Here is a 22279-nt window from a genome sequence, read left to right on the forward strand (position 1 = left end):
CCGCACGCTTCCCCCTTCGACGCCCCTCGGACCAGCACCCGACCGGCAACAGGCGCGCGGTCGGCACCCACCACGCTAACGCCTCTGGGTGCCTGATCCATCACGGACCTCGATGCGTCACTCACATCCGGTGGTATATGACCCGATACATCCGCGATGATCCGAGCAGGCGTAGTGTGACCAGGAAATTGATATCCGCACCTTTTACGCCCCTCGGATGAGACGCTGTACAAGCGGATCCGTGGGCTGGAGGCGACCAAGAGCGATGGCACGAGAGAAGGAAGGGAAACGACCCCGGCAGCCGCACCTTCCCGACCTGCAGTTGCGTCTGCGTGCCGAGCTGGGCCGGATCGACGACCAGTTGCGCTCCCTGCTCGACGCCATGGACCGGCTGCAGGGCCTGCTGGACGCGGTGGTGGCCATCAGCCGGGAGATGGAGCTGCCCGCGGTGCTGGACCGCATCGTGACCACCGCCATGGACCTGGTCGGCGCCCGCTACGGAGCGCTCGGCGTACTCGACGAGAACGGAGAGTGCCTGAAGCGGTTCATCACCGCCGGCCTGTCCGAGCAGGAGCGCGCCGACCTGTCCGGGACCGACCCGCCGCGCGGTCTGGGTGTCCTCGGCCATCTGATCCGCCATCCCGGGCCCCTGCGGGTCACCAGCATCCAAAGCCATCCGGCCTCCGTCGGCTACCCGCCCGGCCACCCTCGTATGCGCACCCTGCTCGGCGTCGCCATCACCGTCCGCGGCGAGATCTACGGCGACCTCTACCTCTCGGAGCGGCACGACGGGCTGCCCTTCGACACCCACGACGAGAACGTCCTGGTCGCCCTGGCCAGCGCCGCCGGTATCGCCATCGAGAACGTCCGCCTGTTCGAACAGGTGCGCGTCGGAGCCGAGCAGTTCCAGCGGCTTCTGCTGCCGACACTCCCCGACCTGCGGCCCTTCACCGCCGCCGCCATCTACCGGCCCGCCGCCGAGCCCAGTCAGGTCGGCGGGGACTGGTACGACGCCGTCCCGCTGCCCGACAACGTCGTGGCCGTCGTCATCGGTGACGTGGTCGGCCACGATCTGCGGGCCGCCGCCGCCATGGCCTCCACCCGCAACATGCTGCGTGCGCTGCTCTTCGACCGGGGCCATACGCCCGGCGCGGTCCTCGCCCGGCTCGACCGCACCCTGCAGGCCATCACGAACAATCCCGTCACCACCACCACACTGGCGCGCATCGAGCCGGAAGGACCGGGCTGGCGACTGCACTGGAGCACCGCGGGCCATGTCCCGCCCCTGCTGATCACCCCGGAGCGGAAGGCGGAATACCTGTTCGCCGAGCCCGGGCTGCCGCTGGGCGTCGACCCCGAGCAGCCGCGCCCCGACCACTCCCGCTTCCTGCCCGCGGACGCCACCGTGGTCTTCTTCACCGACGGGCTGGTCGAGGATCCGCACCGTTCCATCGACGCGAGTCTGAACGCCCTCGCCGCACTCGCCGGCGCGCACGCCCATCTGCCCCTGCGGGAGTTCGTTCAGGTGCTCGCCGATCAGCACCCCAGTGACGGACACGACGACATGGCGATCCTCGCCCTGCGCACCCCGTCCGCCTGACCCCCGGACGGCCCGCCGGTCGCCGGTGCCGGACCGGTCGGCTCGGGCGTGCCGTGGAAGATCCGAGGGATCGGACGGATGATGGACCTCGTGGCGATGTCGATGCGGAGGTCGCCCGATGAGTGTCGAGCGGCGTGACCGACTCCGGCACGGTGGCCTGGCCGTCCTGGAGATCTGCGTGGTCGCCGGGCTGTACTTCGGCTCGGCCGAGCTGGGGCTGCTCCAGCAGCTGGTGCGCAGCCAGATCACCCCGCTGTGGCCGCCGACCGGTATCGCCCTGGCGAGCCTGCTCCTGCGCGGCCCCCGGGTCTGGCCCGGGATCGCCATCGGCGCCTTCCTCGTCAACATCACGCTCGGGCCGACCGCCCTGGCCGTGCTCGCGATCGCGTCGGGCAACACCCTCGCGCCCATCTGCTCCTACGTGCTGCTCCGTCGCGTGGATTTCCATGTCGAAATGGACCGTCTGCGGGATGCGCTGGCGCTGATCCTTCTCGGTGCGTTCGCCGGGATGCTGGTCAGCTCGACGATCGGCAGCGGGACCCTGCGCCTGGCCGGAGTGCTGGGCCCCGACGACTTCTGGCCGGCGTGGTCGGTCTGGTGGACCGGCGACGCGATGGGTGTCCTGGTGGTCGCGCCGGTCCTGCTCGTACTCCGCTCGGCGCGCCTGCCGAGGGACGTGCCGCCGTCCCGTTGGGCGGAGGCGCTGCTCCTGGTCGCGGCCACGGCCGGCCTCGGTCTGCTCGAAACGGGTCGCGCGCCGCTGCTGTTCCTCGGCTTCCCCCTGCTGATCTGGGCGGCCTTCCGCTTCCAGCTGGCCGGGGCCGCGCCCTGCGCACTGGCGATCTCGACCTTCGCGATCATCGCGGCCACCCGGGGGTCGGGCCCGTTCGCCGGTCACGACCTGCTCACCAACATGATCACTCTGCAGGCGTTCAACGCCTCCACCGCGCTGACCGCGCTGCTGCTCTCGGCAGCCGTCGCCGAACGCAACCAGACCCAGCTGGAGATCGCGCACGCCTGCGGGCAGCTCGCCGGGATGGTGACCAGGATCGCCACCGGTGATCACCGCCCGACACGCCCCGACGGCCAGGGCCGGAGCCGGAACGAGGAACACGGCGAACAGACCCCGAAACCGGTGTGATCACGCCTCACGCGGTACGCGTCACGCGTCCCCGTAGGCCTCCCCGCCCAGTTCGAACCCCGCCGTCCCCGCGGTGGCGTCGGCCAGCCAGGCGCGGAAGGCGTCCACGTCGGCGTCCGGCAGGCCGATCTCGATGGTGACCGCCTCGCCGTAGCGCACGTCGCGCACCTCGCGTCCGGTCGCGCGCAGGTCGTTCTGCACCTTGCCCGCGCGCAGGTGGTCCACGGTCACCGTGGCCAGCCTGAAACGGCGCCGGGTGAGTGTGCCGAGCGCGTCCAGGGCCTCGCCGACCGCTCCGCCGTAGGCCCGGATGAGGCCGCCCGCGCCGAGCTTGACCCCGCCGAAGTAGCGGGTGACGACGGCGACGACGTACCGCATGTCGCGGCGCAGCAGCATCTGCAGCATCGGGACGCCGGCCGTGCCGCCCGGTTCGCCGTCGTCGCTGGCCTTCTGGGTCGAGGCATCGGCGCCGATGACGTAAGCCCAGCAGTTGTGGGTGGCGTCCGCGTGCTCCTTGCGGATCGCGGCGATGAAGTCCTGGGCCTCCTGCTCGGTGGCCGCCGGGGCGAGGGCGCACAGGAATCGGGAGCGGTTGACCTCTGTCTCGTGCACGCCGGCGTGGGCGACGGTGCGGTACTCGTCCTGCATCCGGACAGCCTATGCGGACTCCTGCGGTGGTCCCGCCTACTCCTTCTTCCCCCGCGACACGATCACCGAGGTCAGCAGCGCCGTACCCGGGCCGAGCGCCTCCCAGCCGGTGCCGTGCCAGGCCAGGACCGCGATCGCGGAGGTCGGGAACTTCGTCCGCACCTGGTCCAGCGCATCGTCCAGGCCGTCGCCCGCGAGGTCGAGGACCAGTTCCTCCAGGCCCGGGTTGTGCCCGACCAGCAGGAGCGTCTCCACCTCGGGCGGCACCTCGCGCACGATGTCCAGCAGGTCCTGCGCGTCGGCCGCGTACAGCCGGCGGTCGTGCCGCACCGGAGGGGGCGTACCCCATTGGTCCGAGGCCAGTTCCCAGGTCTGGCGGGCGCGTACGGCGGTGGAGCACAGGGCGAGGTCGGGAAGGCAGTCGGCCTCGACGAGGGCGCGGCCGGCGGCCGGGGCGTCCCGGCGGCCGCGCGGTGCGAGCGGCCGCTGGTGGTCGGGGACGCCCTCGGGCCAGGCGGACTTGGCGTGCCGCAGGACGACCAGTCGGCGCAGCGGACCCGCTCCCGCGCGGGCGATCACGCGAGGGTCCCGAGGTCGCGGGCGAGGTCGAGGCCCAGCAGACGGTCGGTGTACGCGTAGGTCTCGAAGCGGGCGCCGTCCGGCAGGTCCGGGGCGGTCTCCACCCACCGCAGGACGTTGAGTACCTCGGGCACGTCCAGATCGTCCTCCCATGCGGCCCGCAGCCGCCCTCGTACCTCGTCGGGAATCGGCCGCGACGGCCGGCGCGCCCAGGTGGCCACGGCCTGCCGCCAGCGCGCGAGCGTCCGCCCGGCCTCGTCGAGCGCGGCCGCGTCGAGTCGCACGGGGGTGGTGCGCGGGCCGGCCAGCAGGGCGAAGCGCAGGGCGAAGGGGTCGGAGAGCAGGCCCGGGAGATCGGCACAAGCAGCCGGGGACGACTCCCCTGCCCCGACGGCGGGGGTGCTTCCGGGCGACTCCCCCGCCCCCACGGCGGGAGCGACCCCGACCACGACCCCGTCCGCCGGCGCGGCACCGCCGTCCCCCACCACGTGCACGATCTGTGCCTCGCCGAGCCCGGAGGCGAGGTCGTGGGCGTCCTCGAAGGGGCGGATGCCGAGGGCCACGGCCGCCCCGCGGAGCTCGGCCTGGCGGCGGTGGCCGGTCAGCATCGCCCAGACGGGGGTGCCGCCGAGCTCCAGGGCCCGCACGAGGAGGTCGGCGACCAGGAGCACACGCAGGGATGAGGGGTCGAAGGCCGACGCATGCGCCTCGACCCGGGTCAGGCCCCGGCGGGCGGGGGCGGCGTCGACGGTCTCGCCGCTTCGGGCGTCGGTGATGCGCAGCACGGGGCGAGCGTAGGCGGACGGAGGGCCGTACGCAGGCACTTGGTGCCGAATCCGGACACCGTGCCGCAAGATCGGGTACTCCTCCCGGCCGCGCGGGGGAATCGCGATCCGGCCCGAGCTGTTGCCGGGAGCACACATCCCCCAGCCCGAGGAGGCTCACCGTGTACGGCGACGAAGCGACGATCCGCAGGATCCTGACCGAGCTAGGTGACACCTGGGCGGTGGTCGGCCTGTCCGCGAACCGGCGGCGCGCGGCGTACGGCGTGGCGGAGATCCTCCAGCGGTTCGGCAAGCGTGTCGTCCCGGTGCACCCGAAGGCGGAGACGGTCCACGGCGAGCCCGGCTACGCCTCGCTGGAGCACATCCCCTTCGAGGTGGACGTCGTCGATGTCTTCGTCAACGGTGACCTCGCCGGGCTCATCGCGGACCAGGCGGTCGCCAAGGGCGCGAAGGCCGTCTGGTTCCAGCTCGGAGTGGTCGACGACGACGCGTACAAAAGGACCCGAAACGCAGGGCTGGACATGGTCATGGACCGCTGCCCGGCGATCGAAATTCCTACTCTTCGGTAGTTGTCGCGCGATCTTCGCGCAATACGCAACTGAATACACACATTCGTTATCAGCCGCTGACCTGTGTAAAGACCACCCCAACAGCAGCCCAAGCACTGGGTCAAAATTTGGGAAACGGTCTTTTGCGGCTCGCGAATGTCTCCCTAACCTGTGGCCTCTTGTCCGTTAAACCCGCGTACAGATCTGAGAGGCCCCTTGACATGGTGAATGTCGACCATGCCGTGCCCCAAGCCACGAAGGAGACCGGCGGCCTGCGGCGCGACGTCGGGCTGATCGGCCTGATGTGGGCCTCGGTGGGCTCCATCATCGGCTCCGGCTGGCTCTACGGCGCCGAGAAGGCGGTCGTGGTGGCCGGCCCCGCGGCGATCATCTCGTGGGTGATCGGTGCGGTCGCGATCGTGCTGCTCGCCCTGGTGCACGCCGAACTCGGCGGCATGTTCCCGGTGGCGGGCGGCACGGCCCGCTACCCGCACTACGCGTTCGGCGGCCTGGCCGGCATGTCGTTCGGCTGGTTCGCCTGGCTGCAGGCGGCCACCGTGGCCCCGATCGAGGTCGAGGCGATGATCGGTTACGCCGGTCACTGGAAGTTCGCCCAGGGCCTCCAGCACACCGATGGAACGCTGACGACCAGCGGTCTCGTCACCGCCGTCGTCCTCATGGCGATCTTCGTCGGAGTCAACTTCTTCGGCGTCCGGGCCCTGGCGCACACCAACAGCGCCGCGACCTGGTGGAAGATCGCCGTCCCGCTCGCCGCGATCTTCATCATCGCGATCGGCAACTTCCACGCGTCGAACTTCACGTCCGAGGGCTTCGCGCCATTCGGCGCCAAGGGCGTGCTCGGCGCCATCAGCTCCAGCGGCATCATCTTCGCGCTGCTGGGCTTCGAGCAGGCGATCCAGCTGGCGGGCGAGAGCCGCAACCCCAAGCGTGACCTGCCGCGGGCGACCCTCGGCTCGGTCGCGATCGGCGCCGTGATCTACATCCTGCTCCAGGTCGTGTTCATCGCCGCGCTGCCGCACACCTCCTTCGCGCACGGCTGGGCCAAGCTCGACTTCCCCGGCATCAGCGGCCCCTGGGCGGGCCTGGCGACCCTGGTGGGCCTGGGCTGGCTGGGCTTCGTCCTCTACGTCGACGCGATCATCTCCCCCGCCGGCACCGGCCTGATCTACACCACCGCCACCTCGCGCGTCTCCTACGGCCTCGCCAAGAACGGCTACGCGCCGAAGGCGTTCGCCAAGACCGACGCCCGCGGCGTGCCGTGGTTCGGCCTCATCATGTCCTTCGTGACCGGCGTGGTCTGCTTCCTCCCGTTCCCGAGCTGGCAGGAGCTGGTCGGCTTCATCACCTCGGCGAGCGTGCTGATGTACGCGGGCGCGCCGCTGGCGTACGGCGTCTTCGCCGACCGTCTGCCGCACCACGAGCGCCCCTACCGCCTGCCCCTCGGCAAGCTCGTCTCCCCGCTGTCGTTCGTGGTGGCCAACCTGATCATCTACTGGGCCGGCTGGGACACCCTGTGGCGGCTGGGCTTCGCCATCGTCCTCGGTTATGTGCTGCTCGGCAGCTACGCCTGGTACGCCACCCGCAAGGGGCTGCCCGACGCTCCCCGGATGAACTTCAGGTCCGCGCAGTGGCTGCCCGGCTACCTGGTGGGCATGGGCGTGATCTCCTGGCTGAGCAGCTTCGGCGGCAACGGCACCATTCCTCTGTGGTGGGACATCCTCGTCGTCGCCGCGTTCTCCCTGCTGATCTACTACTGGGCCAAGGCGACCGCGGCGCGGCCCGAGGAGATCGAGCGAAGCATCGACGAGGTCGTGATCACCGACGCCCCGGCGCACTGACCGGCCCATCGTCGACGGTGTCCCGTCAGCCACGGCTGCTCTGCCGCGGCGGACGGGACACCGTCATGTGGAAGGGCTCCGGCCCGCGGCCCCGAGGTGTCGGCCCGCGGCCCCGAGGCGTGAAGGAGCCGCTCAGCGCCCCGCTTCGCCGAGCCGGTGGTCCGCCACCTTCAGCGCCTCGTCCACCAGGCGGCGCAGATGGCCGTCACGGAGTGAGTAGACCACCCGGCGGCCCTCCTTGCGGGTGTTCACCAGGCCCGCGAGGCGCAGTCGGGCCAGGTGCTGGCTCACGGCGGGCCGGGCCGCGTCGCACGCCTGGGTGAGCGTCGTGACGTCGGCCTCCCCGGCAGTGAGCGCGTGCAGGAGTGTGAGCCGGGTGCGGTCGCCGAGCAGGGCCAGGAGATCGGCGGCGAGCGCGAACTGCTCGTCGCCCGGGGTGCGCGGATGCGCATGATGCGCAGGTGATAGGTGCATGCGTGCGCTCATACGCACATAATGGGCTCCGTGGGCGTCCCCCGTCCACTCCCGCGCACCGGAAGGTGATCGATGTGAGCGACCGGCACCACCCCCACGACCATGGCCATGGGCACGCGGACACCCACGGGCACGGCCATGACCATGGGCACGACCACGCCCACACCCACCCCTCGGCCGGTCTCCGCCATCGCCTCACCCATCTGCTCACCCCCCACTCCCACGAGACCGCCGACAAGCTCGACCCGGCCCTGGAGTCCTCGGCCCGGGGCATGCGCGCGCTCTGGGTCTCGCTGGCCGTGCTGGGCGCGACGGCACTGATACAGGCGGTCGTGGTGGTCGTGTCCGGGTCCGTGGCACTGCTCGGCGACACCGTGCACAACGCCGCGGACGCACTGACCGCCGTACCGCTGGGCATCGCGTTCGTGCTCGGCCGCCGCGCCGCGACCCGGCGCTTCACCTACGGCTACGGGCGCGCGGAGGACCTCGCGGGCATCGCGATCGTGCTGACCATTGCCGCGTCCGCGGCCTTCGCGGCCTGGGTGGCGGTGCAGCGGCTCCTCGATCCGCGCCCGATGGCGCAGGTGCCGGCCGTGGCCATGGCCGCTCTCGTCGGATTCGCGGGCAACGAGTGGGTGGCCCGGTACCGGATCCGGGTGGGACGCTCGATCGGCTCGGCCGCGCTGGTCGCCGACGGTCTGCACGCCCGTACCGACGGGTTCACCTCGCTGGCCGTGCTGGTGGGCGCGGCGGGTTCGGCGCTGGGTCTGCAACTGGCGGACCCGCTCGTGGGGTTGGCGATCACCGCCGCCATCGTGCTGGTGCTGCGGGACGCGGCGCGCGAGGTGTTCCGGCGGGTGATGGACGCCGTCGACCCGGCGCTGGTGGACCGGGCCGAGCGGGCGTTGCGTCAGGTGCCGGGCGTACGCGAGGTGGGCGAGCTGCGGCTGCGCTGGATCGGGCACCGGCTGCGGGCCGAGGTCGCGGTCGTGGTGGACGGCGAGGCGACGGTACGGCAGGCGCACGCCGTCGCCGTCGAGGCCGAGCACGCCCTGCTGCACGCCGTGCCGAGGCTCACCGCGGCGCTGGTCCACGCCGATCCGGCACCCGTGCCTGGCGAGGCGGACCCGCATCTGGCTCTGGCCCACCATCTGACCGGCTGACGTCCGGTGCGCCGCGGTCCGGCGTCAGGCGATCCCCAGCCCCTCCAGCACCACCGCTCCCGGCAGCTCGGCGAACGCCTTGCCGGGCACGAGCAGCTTGCCGCGCCGGCGTCCGCTGCCGACCAGCACATAGGGCAGATCGACGACGGCGGAGTCCACCAGCACGGGCCAGCCGCCCGGCAGTCCGACCGGGGTGACGCCGCCGTACTCCATGCCGGTCTCCCCCGTCGCCGTGTCCATCGAGGCGAACGAGGCTTTGCGGGCGCCGAGTTGCCGGCGCACGACCCCGTTGACGTCGACCCGGGTGGTGGACAGTACGACGCACGCGGCCAGGGTCGTCTCGCCGCCCCGCTTGCCCGCGACCACCACGCAGTTGGCCGACTGCTCCAGCAGTTCGCGGCCGTAGTGCTCGACGAAGACCGCGGTGTCGGCCCACTGCGGATCGGTCTCGACATAGACGATCTGGTCGGCGGGCACGCTGCCGCGCCACTGACGTACGGCGTCGGCGACCGGACGGGTCAGCTCGTCCAGGCAGTCGGGGGCGGGTGTCGCGGTGTCGAAGTGTCCGATGGGTGCGCGCATGGCCGCACGCTAACAGCCGCGAGTCGGCGGGCGGCCGGACGTCTCAGGGCACGGGCGGCACCGAGACCGCCATCACCATCTCCATCGGTACGTCGCCGGTGTTGCCGTATGTGTGAGGCGTGTTGGCCTCGAAGGAGGCGCTCGCGCCGGCCGGGACGCGGTGGTCCGTGCCGTCGACGGTGAGGGTCAGCTCGCCGGCCGTGACATGGACGAGTTCGACCGTGCCGGTGGGGTGCGGGTCGGAGGAGCTGTGCTCGCCGGGCATCAGACGCCAGTCCCACATCTCCAGCGGGCCGGGGGCCTCGGTGCCCGCGAGCAGCCGGTTGTAGCTGCCGGCGTCCGTGTGCCAGAGCCGTACGGCCTGCTCGGCGGGGACGATCCGGACCTTCGGGCCCTGCTCGTAGTCGAGCAGCGTGGTGATGCTGATGCCGAGCGCGTCGCCGATCTTGACGACGGTGCCGAGGCTGGGGTTGGTGCGGGCCTGCTCGATCTGGATGAGCATGCCGCGGCTGACGCCTGCCCGGGCGGCCAGTACGTCCAGGGTGAAGCCGCGCACCGCACGCCAGTGCTTGACGGTGCGCGCCAGGGACTGGGTCAGCAGGTCGAGGTCCGACACTTTCCGTCCAATATTCTGGATGACATAGTTTAATCGAATGAACTACGGTGGGGTGCACCTGATCGTTCACCGAACTGTACTGCGAGGGGACCCGTGACGGCATTCTTCGCCCTGGCCACCAGCCTCCTGTGGGGCCTGGCCGACTTCGGCGGCGGGCTGCTGACACGGCGCACTCCGGCCCTGACGGTGGTGGTCGTCTCCCAGGGGATCGCGGCGGCCGTCCTCGGCGCGGTCGTCGTGGCGACCGGCGGCCGGGCCGAGGCCGGTCCACGGCTGTGGTTCGCCTTCGCGGCGGGCCTGGTGGGTCCCATCGCCCTGTTCGCCTTCTACAAGGCGCTGGCCCTGGGCCCGATGGGCGTGGTCTCCCCGCTCGCCACACTCAGCGTCGGCGTCCCCGTCGGCGTCGGCCTGTTCCTCGGCGAGCGTCCGGGGCTGCTGCAGGTCGCGGGCATCGCCGTCGCCGTGACCGGTGTGGTCCTCGCGGGCGGGCCCCAGCTCAGGGGCGCCCCCGTGCAGCGGCAGACGATCGTGCTCACGCTCGTCGCGGCGCTCGGCTTCGGCACGGTGTTCGCGCTCATCACCGAGGCCTCGACCACCGTCACCGGCCTGTTCCTGGCCCTGTTCGTGCAGCGGCTGACCAATGTCGCGGTCGGCGGAGCCGCGCTGTACGTGTCGGTCCGGCGGGGCGGCACCGCCCTCCCCGAGGGCGGCTTCCCGTGGGCGTCGCTGCCCGCTCTCGCCTTTGTCGGCCTCGCCGACGTCGCGGCCAACGGCACCTATTCGGTCGCCGCCCAGCACGGCCCGGTCACCGTGGCGGCGGTCCTCGCCTCGCTCTACCCGGTGGTGACGGCGCTGGCCGCACACGGCTTCCTCAGCGAACGGCTGCGGGCCGTCCAGGCCGCGGGCGCCGGACTCGCCCTGCTCGGGACGCTCCTGCTGGCGACCGGCTGAGTCAGCCGTCGGCCTCCAGCCGGGCCAGCCGGGCGGCGCCCTCCTCGTCGAGGTCCGCGAGGGCCCGCAGCTGATCCGGGGTGACACCGTCCGGGATCGGTACCGGCGCGGGTGTGCGCAGCGGCGGCTGCCAGCCGTCGCCGGGAGTCCAGCGCCGTACGACCCGGGCGGGCGCCCCGGCGACCACGGCGTGGTCGGGCACCGTCCCGCGGACCACCGCACCGGCGGCCACGACCACGTTCCGGCCGATCCGCGCGCCCGGCAGGATCACCGCGCCCGTGCCGATCCAGCAGCCAGGACCGATCTCCACCGGCTCCATCCGCGGCCACTGCCTGCCGATGGGCTCGTGCGGATCGTCGTACGAGTGGTTCGTGGACGTGACGTAGACGTACGGACCGAAGTAGCAGTCGCTGCCGATCGTCACCGTGGTGTCGGCGATGACATGGCTGCCGCGGCCCAGCACGACCCCGTCGCCGATGCGCAGGATCGGGTCGGGGCCGAGGTCGAGGTCGGGCATCAGACCCGCGGTCAGGGTGACCTGCTCGGCGACGATGCAATGGGAGCCCAGATGGATCCAGGGTTCGCCGAAGACCGTGCCGAGCGGGAAGGCGAGTCTGGTACCTGTTCCCATCGCGCCGAAGCGCAGCCGCCCCGGGTGCTCGGCGGTGACGGATCCCGTGCGCTGCACCCAGGCCCAGCCGGCGTGGACCGCCCGCTGCGCGATGCGGCGCCGCCAGGATGAGAACGTGTTCTTGGGCTTGGGCACCCGCTCACGGTACTCAGCGCCGACTGTGCCCAGGATGCCGGACCGCTGTGATCTTCGCCCCACCGTTGGCGTACGGTGCGGGGGTACCGAACACGACGGGAGACCGGGAGACCGTGATGACGCACAAGGCGCTGATCGTGGGGATGGGCGGCAAGGACCCCGAGATCGACCCGGAGGCGTTCGTCGCGCCCACGGCCTGTGTGATCGGCGACGTGGCCCTGCACGCGGGAGCGAGTGTCTGGTACGGCGCGGTGGTGCGCGGTGACACCGAACGGATCGTCGTCGGCGCGAGCGCCAATGTCCAGGACAACGCCACCCTGCACGCGGACCCCGGCTTCCCGGTCACGGTCGGCGAGCGGGTCTCCATCGGGCACAACGCCGTGGTGCACGGGGCGACCGTCGGGGACGACTGTCTGATCGGCATGGGCGCGACCGTGCTCAACGGGGCGGTGATCGGCGCGGGTTCCCTGGTCGCCGCCCAGGCGCTGGTACCGCAGGGGATGGTGGTGCCGCCCGGGTCTCTGGTGGCAGGGGTGCCGGCCAAGGTGAAGCGGGAACTGACCACCGAGGAGCGGGAGGGCGTCACCCTGAACGGCACGCTGTACGCGGACCTGGCGAAGGCGCACCAGGACGTGCACGACAAGGCGTGACGTCCTGACGTCCTCGAGCTAATCGGCGGCCGGGACGGGCTCCTGCTCCGCCGCCCGCTCGGCCGCCGCCTTCTTCGCCTTCCGCTTCAGCACCAGCATCGACGTCAGGCCGATCAGCACGGCTGCCACCAGGCCCAGATACGAGAAGCGCTTGAGCCAGTCCTCGGCGACCACGCCGACGTAGTAGATGACCGCCGTGGTGCCGCCCGCCCAGCAGATGCCGCCGAGGACGTTGGCGATCAGGAACTTCCAGTACGGCATGTGCAGAACACCCGCGAGCGGGCCGGCGAAGATCCGCAGCAGGGCGACGAAGCGGCCGAAGAACACGGCCCACATGCCCCACTTCTCGAAGGACCGCTCGGCGGTGGCGATATGGCCCTCGCCGAAGTGCCGGGGGAACTTCTTGCCCAGCCAGGCCAGCAGCGGGCGCCCGCCCTTACGGCCGATCGCGTAGCCGATGGAGTCACCGACGACGGCACCCAGGGTCGCGCAGGCACCGAGAACGATCGGGTTGATGCCCGAGTGCTGCGAGGAGAGCAGGGCCGCCGACACCAGGACGATCTCGCCCGGCAGCGGGATACCCAGGCTCTCCAGACCGATGACCAGGGCCACCACGGCGTAGACGGCGGCCGCGGGCACGGTGTCGAGCCATTCCTGGACGTGCAACGCCGGTTCCTCCCCTGTCGGGTCCTTGGCTTTCCGGGACGTCCCCCGTAAGACGCGCCCACAGGAAGGCTACCTGCTCACCGCGCCACGGCGGCCGGACAAGCACCCGCACCACGGCACCGTCCCGCCGACGGTCCTTCGGTCCTCGGACATCCGCAGGTCACACGGAACGGGAAAGCTCCCCCGCGGTTCCCCCCGCCGCGTCGCGTCTCCCGGTCCCGCCGCGCGGCCCGATGCGGAAGGACGACGTGCCCGTGTCCTCGCTCTCCTCGACGTCCCCACCCCGCTCCGACGCGCCCGCACCACCCGATGGCGGCCCGTCCGGGCTTCACCTGCCTGGGCTGGGTCGCAGCCTCATGTGTACGACCGGGCGCCGTGCCGGACCGGCTGCCGCCGGGGCTGCTGCTGGCCTCGCAGTTCGCCGCCGGGGCCGCGAACCACGCGCTGCCCGGGGGCATCGGCGCGCACGCCGTCACCGTGCGTTTCCTGCGCGGCCGCGGGGTACCGCTCGACCGCGCCACCGCCTCGATCGCCCTGTACTGCCCGGCCAAGTCCGTCGCCAGGGCGATCGTGCTCATGGTGTTCCTGGCGGCCTCCCCGGCCTGGCGGCTGGGCGAGCTGATCCCGGACGGGCGCACCCTCGTGCCGGTACTCGCCGTCGCCGGCACGGGTGCCGCCGTGGCCGGGGTGGCCCTGACCGTCGTACGCCCGTTGCGCCGCCCGGTGACGGGGCTGCTGCGCACCGCCCTGGCCGACGCGCGCCTGGTGCACACCCGGCCCTGCCGGGTGCTCGCCCTGTGGCGCGGGGCGGCCGCGATGCCACTGCTCCAGGGGTGCGTGACCGCCCCGGGCACCGCGGTGGCGGCGGTGCCCGCGCCCGGCAGCCTCGCGGTGGACGCGGCGCTGGTGTTCACACTGGCCGCCTTCGGCTCCCCGGTGGCCCTGGCCACGGCGACCGTGATCGGCTTCCGGGTGCTGACGGACTGGCTGCCATTGCTGCCGGGGGCCCTCGTGCTGTCCGCGCTGATCCGCGCCAAGGTGCTCTGAGCCCCGGCTCAGTCGCGCCGGGCCACGAGGCGGTAGGCGTTGGACAGCCCCGGACGGTGCGAGAGGGGCCGTACCGCGAACCGGTCGAGGAGCGTGCCGAGGACGAGAGCGGGCACCCCCGCGAGGACCACGGCGGTGCGCAGCCCGCGCCGGACCGCGCCCGGCGACCGCGCCAGCCACGGCGCGTCCTCGCGCGGGGCACTGTGGTCCAGGGCCAGCCAGACCGCCGCGAGCAGGTCCACCGGGTCGTGCGGCTCCGCGTGCTGCTCCGCGACCACCGTGAATCCCAGGTCGGTCAGGCGGCGGCGCAGATTGGCGACGGGCACGAAGTGCAGGTGCTGCGGCTGGAGCCAGGGCAGCCACCAGCGGCCCAGGAGACGGGCGTAGCGGCTCTGAGGGTCCGGGACCTCGATGAGCAGATGGCCGCCCGGCCGTACGACCTCGTGCGCGGCCCGCAGTTCGCGGTCGGGGTCGGTGCTGTGCTCCAGGTAGTGGAACATGCTGACCACGTCGTAGCGGGCGGTGAGTCCCTCGGCGAGCTCCGGGAAGGAGCCGCGGTGGCCGTGCTCCACCCTTCCCTCGCGTTCGGCGAGCTCGACACCGTCCGTGAAGTCCAGGCCGTCGAAGACCGTGCCGGGCAGCACCTCGCGGGCGCCCTCGCAGAAGTGGCCGTGGCCGGTGCCGACGTCCAGCCAGTTCTTCGGGGTGGGGTCGTGCGGCAGCATGGATTCGGCACGGCCGCGGTACATCTTGGTCCGCCCGCCGAAGGTGCCGCTCATCTTCTGCTCGCCGAGGCCGTCGTAGAAGTCGCGGTAGTAGAACTCCAGACCGGCCTCGTTCAGCCGCGGGTTCTGGAAGGTGTGCCCGCAGTCCCCGCACCGGTCGAGCTCGAAGCGGCCCGGCTTGTGCTGGAGCAGATCGGTGGTGCGCAGCCGGGTGGTCAGCCGCTCCGAACCGCACCAGGGGCAACTGGTGCGTCGCGGCTCGAAGAACCGGGCCACGCCGTCGGCCAGATCGGCCTGGTAGGCGGGGCGCAGGGCGGCGATGCGTGCGGTGCGGTCGAGGGCGGACTTTGTTTCGTCCATGGGTTCCGGGTCGCCCACGGATTCGGCTGCGTCCACGGGCTCGCTCCCGCCGTTCGACTGTGTCTTGTCACTCATCGCGTCTCCGCTCGTGGCTGTCGGTCGTGCCGTCGGCCTGTCCCGAGCCGTTCGAGGTGGGTCGCCGCCGCGTGGGCGCCGCCCGCGGTGCGGAACGCCGTGCGCAGGCGGGCGGCAGCCTCGCGGTGGGCGGGTTCGTGCAGGACGGTGTCGAGGGCCGCGCCCAGCCTGGGCTCGGTGACCCGGCCGAACCTCACCCTGATGCCGGCTCCCGCCTCGACCACCTGCGCGGCCACCACGGGCTGGTCGTCGCGGATGGGGGCGACGACCAGCGGAACCCCGTGCCAGAGGGCCTCGCAGACCGTGTTGTGCCCGGAGTGGCAGATCACGGCGTCGACCCTTGCCAGGAGAGGGAGTTGGGGTACGGCGGGCAGGATCAGTACGTCCTTGTCGCCGCCGGTCTCGGCCAGGGTGCCGCCCGGATCGACGAGCACCGCCTGTACCCGGTCGGCCCGTTCGCGCAGCGCGGTCAGGCACTCGGCGAGAAAGCGGCCGCCGGCGTCGGCGTTGGCGGTGCCGAGGGTCACCAGGACCTTGGCCCGGCCCGGGTCCAGCCACTCCCAGGGGAAACCGGGCTCGGTCGGACGGTCCGCGATCGAGGGGCCGACATAGCGGATCGCCTCCCCCTTCTTGCCCGTGGGGCCGACGAGTTCGGGCGTGCTGAAGGCGAGGACGAGGTGGGGCGAGAACCGCGGGTCGGCGGTGCCGGAGGGGTCACCGATCCGTCCCCGCAGTTCGGTCAGCCGCTCCCGCAGCCAGGCGGCCACCCTCGGCATGCCGTCGTACGCGTCGGTGAACTCGGCCGACGTGGCGGCGGAGGTGGCCCAGGGAAGCCGCAGGCGCTCGGCCACCAGGGCACCGGCGAAAGCCTGTTGATCGGCGACGACCACGTCCGGCCGAAAGCCGTCCACCGCCGCCCGCACGCCGGGGGCCATCGCGTCGGCGAGCGGCACCAGGTACCCCTCCCACAGGAACTTCAGCGCCTCCGGTCCACGTAGGTCGGGCGGCCGCTCGACCCCCGTGACGCCGTCGCACGCAAACACGTCGGCGTCCGCTCCCGCGAGTCGGCGCACCAGATCGGGATCGGCGCACACCCACGCCACCCGGTGCCCGCGCGCGGTGAGTTCGGCCGCGACGCCGACAGCCGGGTTGATGTGCCCGACCAGGGGCGGCACCACGAACAGGAACCCGCTCACCGGACCTCGGCCCCCACCGGCCGGCCCCCGCTCGCCGCGCGTATCAGCTCCAGGATGTGCCCGCCGACGGCCTCCGGCGCCTCCACCAGCACCGAGTGCTCGTGCCCCGGCAGTACGACGGAACGAAAGTCCCCGAGCAGCGTCTCCTTCAGGGACACCAGTTCCACCAGGTCCGAGTCACCGCCGTAGACACCGAGGACCGGGCAGCGCACGGACCTGATCTCGTCCTCGGTCAGCACGCGGCTGGCGGGGATGTCCCGGCCGATGGTGGTCTCCCGGGCGAGCCGCGCCGCGCCCTTGGCCAGACGCGCCGTGTTGTGACTGCGGTGGGAGGTGATCCAGGCGATCGCGTCGGGCTCGTTGTACGCCAGCTCGGTCACCACCCGGTCCAGGATGCCGCCCAGTTTCGCCGCCCAGGCCGCCGTCGCCGGCTCGGACTCGATCAGGGTGAGGCTCGCCGTCCGCCCTGGGTGGCGGGCCGCCCAGCCGAAGGCGATGGTGCCGCCGTAGGAGTTGCCGACGAGGTGCACGGGGCCGGTGACGTCCAGCCGGTCGAGGAGCGCCTCCAGGTCGTCGATGTTGTGGTCGAGGGTGTAGCCGCTCTGCGGGCGTTCGCTGCGGCCGTGACCGCGCAGGTCGTACATGACCACGTCGATGCCCGCCGCGGCGAAGGCGGGGGCCACGGTGAAGTAGTAGCTGGCCAGGCTGTCGGTGAGCAGCCCGTGCACGAGCACCGCGGTCGCGACCTTCGGGCGTCCCGCGCGGGGGACCATTCTCTGTACGTGCAGCCGGATGTCACCGGTGTCGACGATCGCCATGTGTCAGCTCGCCTCCGCGGCCTTCAGGCTCTGCACCACGTGCTCGACGAGCCTGCCGACGGTGAGCTCGATGATCTCGTCGAAGTCCATACCGGCCAGGAACTCGGCGAAGTTGACCCGGCCTCCGTACCGCTGTTCCAGGAGGCCCGCCAGGGTCACCAGGTCGATGCTCTCCAGTTCCAGGTCGCGGTTGAACGTGGTGCTCATGCCGATCTCCACGTCGTCCTCGCCGTACTCCTCCAGGAGGATCAGGAGCATGCTCCTGATGTCGGCGAGCACGGCCTCCTCGTCGGCGGGCTCGGTGGTCGGCTGGATGGGGTTCATCGACCGTGCTCCTCTTCGTCCGTTACCGCTGCTGCCACTTCGTCCGATACCGCCGCTACCGGTGCGGGCAGTGCTTCCGCCCCCTCCACCCCTCCCGTCGTCCAGGCCACGACGTACTCCCGGTCCGGCAGTGCGGGGGTGTTGCGGACGGATCGGCAGTGCACCGTGTACGCGCGTTCCAGACGGCCCGAGACCAGCAGGCGGCCGCCGTCCGGGGCCGCGTCGAACACCGCGAAGTCCCGGGGCCGTCCGCCGAATCCGGTGCCCTCCGCCTTGGCCACCGCCTCCTTCGCCGCCCAGAACCGGGTGAACCACAGCGGCTCGGAGTCCTCGCCGTCCGCGCACCGGGCGCGCAAGAGCCGGAGTTCGTCGGCGCCCAGGGCGGCGGCGAGGGCCGCCGGGTCGCGTTCGGTGACCTCTTCGATGTCGATTCCGGGGCCGGGGCCCGGGGTGTGGGGCCGTACGATCGCCACGGCGGCCTCGGCACGGTGCGCGAGGGAGACATCCAGCGGGGGCAGGGTGCGGCCGTGCTCGCCGGTGACGTACGGGCGGCCCAAGTCGTCGTTGTGGACCCGGAGTTCGGCCGGGAAGACGGGCCCCTCGCCGTGTTCCCACAGCCACCGGCGTACCGCGTCCTTGGCGGCGATCCGGCCGAGCAGCCACTGCCGACGGCCGCGCGGAGCCTGCGCGGCGTACTCGGAACGCTCGGCCCCGCCGAGCGAGTTGCGCATGATCAGCTCGCGCGACGCGAGGTCCGGCCACCGCTCGTGGAGCAACGACCAGTTGCCGGGGGACGGTTCGGAGAGGGTGTTGCGCTCGGGGAAGCGTTCGACCGGGCGGGTCTCCGGGTCGTTGTCGAAGCGTCGGTCCTGCCAGCCGGTGAGCTGCGCCCACACGCGGCCCGCGACGGTCAGCTCGATGTCCGCCTCGAGCAGGGTGTCGGTGAGCGAGGTGATCCGCACCAGGCACTCGACCTCCGTGCCCGGAACCGGATCCGGCCCGTAGAAGCGCATGTGCCGCATCTGCACGGGGAAGACCACGGTCCGCTCGGTACGGGTCGCCATGATCCAGTAGCCGAGGATCTGACCCACGTTGTCGAGCAGGGCGCCGGGGGCTGCCGGTGTGGTGATCACCCCGCGTATGTGTTCCTCGCCGATCGCGGTGAGTTCGGTGACGCCCTGGAAGGCCGGGCCGTGGAACATCCAGCGCTCTTCGTAGAGCTGGGCGGCGGTGTGGTCGGGGGCGCGTTCCGGGCGGGGCGGCTCCGTGCGGGCACGGGGCGGGGTGGGGTGCGTCGCGGCCAGTTCGACGACCGCGCGGGCCGTGGGGCCGACGGTGACGGTGACCCGGTCCGGGTCTTGGGGGGTCCGCGTGACGGTGACCGGGACGTCGACGGCGGGCGTCGCGGTGAGCCAGCGGTCGAAGCGTGCCCCGTGCACGGCGACCGCCCGCATGCCGGGGGCGGCCCGTTCCGCCGCGTCCATCATGTGCCGCACGATCGTGGTCGCGGGGACGACGGGCCAGCGGTCGGCCACGTCCGGCCAGCCGGGGCGCTGCGGGAAGAAGCAGTGGTCGAGGAGGTGGGGCATGGTGTGCGGGGACACGTGGAGGGTGGTCCGCCAGGTGTCGGGGGTGGTTGGGGGCCGGTGCGGCGCTGCGGGGGATGCCGGGGGTGCGGCCGGAGTGGCGATCACCCCGTTCACAGCCTCGGTGGGCGTCCCGGGCCGGCCCGCGGTCGGAACGTAGACCCTGCTCGGTGGGCGGTCGGCCGCGCCGATCAGCGCGGCCGCCGTCTCGGCGGTGTCGCGCAGCAGCGCACTCAGCTCGGCTGCCACGGGGAAGCGTCCGGCCACGGCGTCGAGGGGGGACGAGGTGGCATCGGCTGCGCTGACCCGTGCGGCTGCCGCCGTCGCCGGGGATGCCGTGCGCAGTTCGGTACGGAGCCCGGCGAGGACCCGGTCGTCGAGGGAGACCAGGGCTCCCCCGAGATCGAGCCGGACGGGTCGGACCGGTCGGCGCTCGGGAACACCGCCACCGGTCGCCTGGGCGCCCGGGGTCGGCAGTGCCGGTGCCACGCTCGCCCCCGCCGTCCACAACGCCGTAGCCACACATCGGAGTTGGGTCAGTCCCGGGCGGTGCGGTGAGTTGGCCGCGACGGCCAGGTGGTCGCGGTCGCCCAGCGTGTCACCGATGAGAGAGGCGAGCCGGCCGGGGCCGGTCTGCACGAAGACGCGGTGGCCGGCCCCGTACAGGGCCTCGACGAGCTGCCGGAAGCGGACGGGTTCCAGCAGATGACGGACGAACAGCTCGCGGACCGCGGCCTCCCCCCTGGGGAAGGGCGCCGCGGTCGTCCCCGACCACACGGGCACGGTCGGCGGATGGATCCGGAACCGGCCCGCCGCCTCCTTGATGGGCGCCAGGTACGGCTCCAGCATCGGCGTGTGGAACCCGGACCGGAACGGCAGCACCTGGCAGATCACGCCCTGGGCCCGGAAGGACCGTACGAACTCCTCCACCGCCCCGCCCGGCCCGCACACCATCGACTGGTTCGGGGCGTTGTCGTGGGAGAGCACGATCCCGGCACCCGCCCAGTCCTCACGCAGGGCCGCCCGGACGCGCTCGGCGGACGCTCCGACCGCGCCGAAGGTGAGGCCCGGCACGGTCACCGTGTCCGGGTCGAAGTCCGCCATGAACGCGTCGACCTGGTCGCCGGAGTACAGCCCGGCCACGGCCATCGCCGTCCACTCGCCGACGCTGTGCCCGGCCACCGCGTCCGGGACGACGCCCATGCGGCGCAGCGCGGCGTCGAGGAGCCGCCCGACGCCGACAACACCGAATCCGTGCCGACCCACGTCCGCGACCCGCACCTCCTCGTCGACGGGAACGAGCGCGGCGAGGCCGAAGTGGGCGGCGATGTCGTCGACGCGGGGCGCGAAGTCGCCTTCGAGGCCGGGGAAGACGAAGGCGAGTCTGCCGTCCGTGCCGCCGAACAGCGGCCGGGGGCGGAACCACACGTCGTTACGGCCCTGCCAGGCGCGGCCCTTGGCGACCGCCCGGCGGGCCAGGGCGAGCCGCTTGCCGGTCGGTTCGACGATGCCGAGGCGGGCCGGTCCCGCGTCCGGGTGCGTGCGTGCGGCGTCGAGCCCGGAGGCGAGGACGGCGGAGTCGTCGGTATCCAGCGCGGCGGCCAGCCGCTCGGGGCTGTCGGCGGCGAGCAGGAGGGCGCGCTCGGGCTCGGCGACGGCGACCGTGGCTCGTGGCCTCCGGCTCGGCGTGGACCGCGCGGCCGCGCCGGGTGCTTCCTCCAGCACCACATGGGCGTTGATCCCCCCGAACCCGAAGGCGTTCACCGCCGCCCGCCGTACGGGCTGCTGCGGGCTCGTCTCCCAGGGGACCGCCTTCTCCAGCGGGCGAAAGCGGGTGCCCGCGAGGGCAGGGTGCGGGGTGTCGCAGTGGAGGGTGGGCAGCAGGGTGCGGTGGTGGAGCGCGAGGGCGGCCTTGACCAGTCCCGCGACTCCGGCGGCCGGCATGGTGTGGCCGATCATCGACTTCACCGAGCCGATCACCGCACGCTCGTCGCCGTACGCTTCGCCCGGTCCGAACACCGCGGTGAGGGTGGCCAGTTCGGCCGTGTCCCCGGCAGGTGTCGCGGTGCCGTGCGCCTCCAGGAGGCCGACCGAGCCGGGTGCGGCGGGGTCGAGTCCGGCGGCCTGCCAGGCCTGGCGCACGGCGTGTGCCTGACCGCCGGGGTCGGGGTTGACGAGTCCGGCCGTACGGCCGTCGCTGGCCACCCCGGTGCCCCGGATCACCGCGTAGACGCGGTCGCCGTCGCGCTCGGCGTCCGTGAGGCGCTTCAGTACGACGACGCCGGTGCCCTCGCCGATGAGGATGCCGTCGGCGTCGCGGTGGAAGGGGCGGATGCGCTGGCTCGGGGAGAGCGCGCGCAGCTGGGAGAAGACGCTCCACAGGGTGATGTCGTGGCAGTGGTGCACTCCCCCGGCCAGCATCAGATCGCAGCGCCCGGAGGTGAGTTCGCCGACGGCCTGGTCGACGGCGACCAGCGAGGAGGCGCAGGCCGCGTCGACGGTGTAGGCCGGGCCGCGCAGGTCGAGCCGGTTGGCGATCCGGGACGCGGCGAGGTTGGGGACCAGGCCGATCGCGGACTCGGGGCTCGTCGGCCCCAGACGGTCGGTGAACGCCTCACGCACCCTGACCAGTTGACTCGGTGTCAGGTCGGGCAGCAGCTCGCCCAGAGTGCGCACGAGCTGGCCCGCGGTGCGGACCCGCTGGTCGAGCCGGACCAGGCCGGGGGTGAGGTAGCCGCCCCGGCCCAGGACGACCCCGACCCGGTGCCGGTCGGGCAGCCGCTCCCCCGCTCCCGCGTCGGCGAGCGCGGCGGCGGCCACGTTCAGGGCGATCAGCTGGTCGGGCTCGGTACCGGGCACCGAGGCGGGCATGATGCCGTAGCGGGTGACCTCCACCTCGGCCAGGCCGTCCACGAAACCACCGCGCCGGCAGTACACCCGATCGGCGACGGCGGGCCCGGCCGCTGAGCCGGGGCGGTAGTAGTCGGTGTCCCAGCGGCCCTCCGGCACCTCCCCGATCGCGTCCACCCCCTCGCGCAGATTGCGCCAGTAGGCGTCGAGGCCGGCGGCGCCCGGCAGCAGCACCGCCATCCCCACGATGGCGACCGCGTCCTGACGCAT

General features: G+C 72.6%; 21 protein-coding genes. 8 read left to right on the plus strand and 13 right to left on the minus strand.

From position 1 onward, the window contains the following. The first annotated feature begins 265 nt into the window (after positions 1-265). Both N8I87_RS06230 and N8I87_RS06235 read left to right on the plus strand, forming a co-directional pair. On the plus strand, positions 266-1600 hold the full coding sequence (locus N8I87_RS06230; protein ID WP_263206228.1) for a PP2C family protein-serine/threonine phosphatase: 1335 nt from the start codon (positions 266-268) through the stop codon (positions 1598-1600). Between the two features lie 118 nt (positions 1601-1718). Then, positions 1719-2741, plus strand: a complete 1023-nt coding sequence (locus N8I87_RS06235; protein ID WP_263206230.1) for an MASE1 domain-containing protein — start codon at positions 1719-1721, stop codon at positions 2739-2741. Positions 2742-2762: 21 nt separating this feature from the next. On the opposite strand, the gene N8I87_RS06240 is transcribed toward N8I87_RS06235, so the two are convergent. Genes N8I87_RS06240 through N8I87_RS06250 form a run of 3 tightly spaced genes read right to left on the minus strand, consistent with a single transcriptional unit; the run spans position 2763 to position 4753 of the window. After that, a complete protein-coding gene (locus N8I87_RS06240) occupies positions 2763-3389 on the minus strand; it encodes a YigZ family protein (RefSeq protein ID WP_263206232.1) in 627 nt (208 codons plus the stop codon). Positions 3390-3425: 36 nt separating this feature from the next. After that, positions 3426-3968 (minus strand): SixA phosphatase family protein, encoded by a 543-nt coding sequence (locus N8I87_RS06245; protein ID WP_263206233.1) that lies wholly within the window; start codon positions 3966-3968, stop codon positions 3426-3428. After that, positions 3965-4753 carry a hypothetical protein gene (locus N8I87_RS06250; protein WP_263206235.1) on the minus strand — a complete coding sequence of 263 codons (789 nt, stop codon included), beginning with the start codon at positions 4751-4753 and terminating at the stop codon, positions 3965-3967. Before N8I87_RS06250 ends, N8I87_RS06245 begins: the two co-directional genes overlap by 4 nt. Positions 4754-4914: 161 nt before the next feature. On the opposite strand from N8I87_RS06250, the gene N8I87_RS06255 reads away from it, so the two are divergent. Together N8I87_RS06255 and N8I87_RS06260 are read left to right on the plus strand one after the other, a co-directional pair. Further along, entirely contained in the window at positions 4915-5322 is a 408-nt protein-coding gene (locus N8I87_RS06255) for a CoA-binding protein (protein WP_263206237.1), read from the plus strand. Positions 5323-5522: 200 nt separating this feature from the next. Then, positions 5523-7160 carry an APC family permease gene (locus N8I87_RS06260; RefSeq protein WP_263206238.1) on the plus strand — a complete coding sequence of 546 codons (1638 nt, stop codon included), beginning with the start codon at positions 5523-5525 and terminating at the stop codon, positions 7158-7160. 132 nt (positions 7161-7292) lie between these two features. Here the strand turns inward: N8I87_RS06260 and N8I87_RS06265 are convergent, their stop codons facing one another. Then, on the minus strand, positions 7293-7646 hold the full coding sequence (locus N8I87_RS06265) for an ArsR/SmtB family transcription factor (protein ID WP_263206240.1): 354 nt from the start codon (positions 7644-7646) through the stop codon (positions 7293-7295). A 62-nt stretch (positions 7647-7708) separates the two neighbouring features. Here N8I87_RS06265 and N8I87_RS06270 point away from each other — a divergent pair, with 62 nt between their 5' ends. Then, a complete protein-coding gene (locus N8I87_RS06270) occupies positions 7709-8797 on the plus strand; it encodes a cation diffusion facilitator family transporter (RefSeq protein ID WP_263206242.1) in 1089 nt (362 codons plus the stop codon). A 24-nt stretch (positions 8798-8821) separates the two neighbouring features. On the opposite strand, the gene N8I87_RS06275 is transcribed toward N8I87_RS06270, so the two are convergent. Then, positions 8822-9379 (minus strand): YbaK/EbsC family protein, encoded by a 558-nt coding sequence (locus N8I87_RS06275; RefSeq protein ID WP_263206244.1) that lies wholly within the window; start codon positions 9377-9379, stop codon positions 8822-8824. A gap of 43 nt (positions 9380-9422) precedes the next feature. Next, complete coding sequence (locus tag N8I87_RS06280) at positions 9423-9995, minus strand: helix-turn-helix domain-containing protein (RefSeq protein ID WP_263206246.1); 573 nt, start codon at positions 9993-9995, stop codon at positions 9423-9425. Positions 9996-10088: 93 nt separating this feature from the next. Here N8I87_RS06280 and N8I87_RS06285 point away from each other — a divergent pair, with 93 nt between their 5' ends. Continuing rightward, positions 10089-10946 (plus strand): DMT family transporter, encoded by an 858-nt coding sequence (locus tag N8I87_RS06285; protein WP_263206248.1) that lies wholly within the window; start codon positions 10089-10091, stop codon positions 10944-10946. A gap of 1 nt (position 10947) precedes the next feature. Here the strand turns inward: N8I87_RS06285 and N8I87_RS06290 are convergent, their stop codons facing one another. Further along, entirely contained in the window at positions 10948-11712 is a 765-nt protein-coding gene (locus N8I87_RS06290; RefSeq protein ID WP_263206249.1) for an acyltransferase, read from the minus strand. Between the two features lie 116 nt (positions 11713-11828). On the opposite strand from N8I87_RS06290, the gene N8I87_RS06295 reads away from it, so the two are divergent. Then, the gene (locus tag N8I87_RS06295; protein ID WP_263206251.1) at positions 11829-12362 is read left to right on the plus strand and encodes a gamma carbonic anhydrase family protein; all 534 of its coding nucleotides are present in this window, start codon (positions 11829-11831) and stop codon (positions 12360-12362) included. An 18-nt stretch (positions 12363-12380) separates the two neighbouring features. On the opposite strand, the gene N8I87_RS06300 is transcribed toward N8I87_RS06295, so the two are convergent. Beyond that, complete coding sequence (locus N8I87_RS06300) at positions 12381-13028, minus strand: DedA family protein (protein WP_263206253.1); 648 nt, start codon at positions 13026-13028, stop codon at positions 12381-12383. A 375-nt stretch (positions 13029-13403) separates the two neighbouring features. Here N8I87_RS06300 and N8I87_RS06305 point away from each other — a divergent pair, with 375 nt between their 5' ends. After that, positions 13404-14075, plus strand: coding sequence for a hypothetical protein (locus N8I87_RS06305; RefSeq protein ID WP_411577199.1), 672 nt, complete (start codon positions 13404-13406; stop codon positions 14073-14075). Positions 14076-14083: 8 nt separating this feature from the next. Here N8I87_RS06305 and N8I87_RS06310 read toward each other — a convergent pair whose 3' ends face one another. From N8I87_RS06310 to N8I87_RS06330, 5 genes are all read right to left on the minus strand, one after another. Continuing rightward, positions 14084-15160, minus strand: coding sequence for a class I SAM-dependent methyltransferase (locus tag N8I87_RS06310; protein ID WP_263216327.1), 1077 nt, complete (start codon positions 15158-15160; stop codon positions 14084-14086). 71 nt (positions 15161-15231) lie between these two features. After that, positions 15232-16431 (minus strand): glycosyltransferase, encoded by a 1200-nt coding sequence (locus tag N8I87_RS06315; protein ID WP_263206254.1) that lies wholly within the window; start codon positions 16429-16431, stop codon positions 15232-15234. Then, on the minus strand, positions 16428-17249 hold the full coding sequence (locus tag N8I87_RS06320; RefSeq protein WP_263206256.1) for an alpha/beta fold hydrolase: 822 nt from the start codon (positions 17247-17249) through the stop codon (positions 16428-16430). The genes N8I87_RS06315 and N8I87_RS06320 overlap by 4 nt, the downstream gene beginning before the upstream one ends. A 3-nt stretch (positions 17250-17252) precedes the next feature. Continuing rightward, positions 17253-17573, minus strand: coding sequence for an acyl carrier protein (locus tag N8I87_RS06325; RefSeq protein WP_263206258.1), 321 nt, complete (start codon positions 17571-17573; stop codon positions 17253-17255). Continuing rightward, positions 17570-22279, minus strand: coding sequence for a type I polyketide synthase (locus tag N8I87_RS06330; RefSeq protein ID WP_263206260.1), 4710 nt, complete (start codon positions 22277-22279; stop codon positions 17570-17572). The genes N8I87_RS06325 and N8I87_RS06330 overlap by 4 nt, the downstream gene beginning before the upstream one ends.

This window comes from Streptomyces sp. HUAS 15-9, from assembly GCF_025642155.1.
Taxonomy (GTDB): Bacteria; Actinomycetota; Actinomycetes; order Streptomycetales; family Streptomycetaceae; genus Streptomyces.

What these genes read in the sequence shown, in the direction of transcription:
- N8I87_RS06320 (WP_263206256.1), bottom strand. Translation starts at nt 17,249, where the DNA reads ATGGCGATCGTCGACACCGGTGACATCCGGCTGCACGTACAGAGAATG.
- N8I87_RS06230 (WP_263206228.1), top strand. Translation starts at nt 266, where the DNA reads ATGGCACGAGAGAAGGAAGGGAAACGACCCCGGCAGCCGCACCTTCCC.
- N8I87_RS06260 (WP_263206238.1), top strand. Translation starts at nt 5,523, where the DNA reads ATGGTGAATGTCGACCATGCCGTGCCCCAAGCCACGAAGGAGACCGGC.
- N8I87_RS06265 (WP_263206240.1), bottom strand. Translation starts at nt 7,646, where the DNA reads ATGAGCGCACGCATGCACCTATCACCTGCGCATCATGCGCATCCGCGC.
- N8I87_RS06295 (WP_263206251.1), top strand. Translation starts at nt 11,829, where the DNA reads ATGACGCACAAGGCGCTGATCGTGGGGATGGGCGGCAAGGACCCCGAG.
- N8I87_RS06275 (WP_263206244.1), bottom strand. Translation starts at nt 9,379, where the DNA reads ATGCGCGCACCCATCGGACACTTCGACACCGCGACACCCGCCCCCGAC.
- N8I87_RS06325 (WP_263206258.1), bottom strand. Translation starts at nt 17,573, where the DNA reads ATGAACCCCATCCAGCCGACCACCGAGCCCGCCGACGAGGAGGCCGTG.
- N8I87_RS06235 (WP_263206230.1), top strand. Translation starts at nt 1,719, where the DNA reads ATGAGTGTCGAGCGGCGTGACCGACTCCGGCACGGTGGCCTGGCCGTC.
- N8I87_RS06240 (WP_263206232.1), bottom strand. Translation starts at nt 3,389, where the DNA reads ATGCAGGACGAGTACCGCACCGTCGCCCACGCCGGCGTGCACGAGACA.
- N8I87_RS06330 (WP_263206260.1), bottom strand. Translation starts at nt 22,279, where the DNA reads ATGCGTCAGGACGCGGTCGCCATCGTGGGGATGGCGGTGCTGCTGCCG.
- N8I87_RS06310 (WP_263216327.1), bottom strand. Translation starts at nt 15,160, where the DNA reads ATGGACGAAACAAAGTCCGCCCTCGACCGCACCGCACGCATCGCCGCC.